We start from the raw sequence: 1258 nt of genomic DNA on the forward strand, positions 1-1258 counted from the left end.
GTAGGGATAATTCCGTAGGGATAATTCCGTAGGGATAATTCCGTAGGGATAATTCCGTAGGGATAATTCCGTAGGGATAATTCATGAATTATCCCTACTCAGGAATGCTTTGTTTAATGCTTGTCGGGGAGAGAAATTTTCCGTCTTCATACCTTTATCCCTATTCCTACCCATCCCGGTTTTGGAGTCTATTTTTTTCTCTCTTATCTTCCCTCAAAAACCCTATATATATGGGCGCACGGATTCCCATTATACAAAAAGTCTAAAGCAAGTCTCGCCATTTGTCAAGGGTTTTGAGAAAATCTCCCCACTTCCCAAGATGTGAGGGAAATTGCCAGTAAGTTTGCAGGGGTAGAAAGGTTAAAGGAAGCGGTCGCAACGCGCTCGCTACGCGAGACCGAGCAGTTACAATTATTGTTATCTTCAGCTTGATCTTATTTTACTAAATAGCCAAAAACTAAAATAAGATTCCTATTTATTGTCCTGACAAGGAGATGAATAAATGAATAACTTTTCTGATAAACCCCATCGTCGTTCCTTAAGATTATCTCACTATGATTATTCTCAATCGGCTGCATATTTTGTGACAATCTGTATTAAAAATAGTGAAAATTTATTAGGGGACATACAAGATAACGTCATGAATCTTAATCAATTTGGTCAAGTTGTTAAGGATATTTGGCATAGTTTAGATACTCGTTATAAAGAAGTTATTTTAGATGAATTTGTGATTATGCCTAATCATATTCACGGAATAATATTTATTGATAACCCATTAGAGATAATTCATGAATTATCTCTACCAGAGGAAAGGCGAAAAATGTTGTTACCTAAAGTGGTTGGTTATTTTAAAATGAATAGTGCTAAACTGATTAATCAATTGCAGAGTACTCAAGGTCAATCGGTTTGGCAAAAGAATTATTATGAACATATTATCCGTGATGAGGTTTCCTTAACGAAAATTAGAGAATATATTGTTAATAATCCTTTAAAATGGCATCAAGATATCGAAAATCAGCAAGTCAAACCTAGTCAGGAGGAAGTTCAGTTTTGGCAAAGCTTCGGTAGAAAGGATTTATAATCACTGTAACAACAATTCCTATCGTAGGGATAATTCCGTAGGGATAATTCCGTAGGGATAATTCCGTAGGGATAATTCCGTAGGGATAATTCCGTAGGGATAATTCCGTAGGGATAATTCATGAATTATCCCTACTCAGGAATGCTTTGTTTAATGCTTGTCGGGGAGAGAAATTTT

Annotated in this window: 2 protein-coding genes; one reads left to right on the forward strand and one right to left on the reverse strand. The window is 35.9% G+C overall.

Going from position 1 to position 1258, the window contains the following annotated elements; translation table 11 throughout:
- The first annotated feature begins 502 nt into the window (after positions 1-502).
- Positions 503-1081: a transposase gene (locus O9295_RS24725; RefSeq protein WP_002761735.1), complete on the forward strand. Its 579-nt coding sequence runs from the start codon at positions 503-505 to the stop codon at positions 1079-1081.
- On the opposite strand, the gene O9295_RS24730 is transcribed toward O9295_RS24725, so the two are convergent.
- Positions 1045-1203: a hypothetical protein gene (locus tag O9295_RS24730; RefSeq protein ID WP_288035952.1), complete on the reverse strand. Its 159-nt coding sequence runs from the start codon at positions 1201-1203 to the stop codon at positions 1045-1047. The two genes, O9295_RS24725 and O9295_RS24730, sit on opposite strands and share 37 nt — an antisense overlap.
- Between the last annotated feature and the right edge of the window lie 55 nt (positions 1204-1258).

The sequence above is a fragment of the Microcystis sp. LE18-22.4A genome, from assembly GCF_027531105.1.
Classification (GTDB): domain Bacteria; phylum Cyanobacteriota; class Cyanobacteriia; order Cyanobacteriales; family Microcystaceae; genus Microcystis; species Microcystis aeruginosa.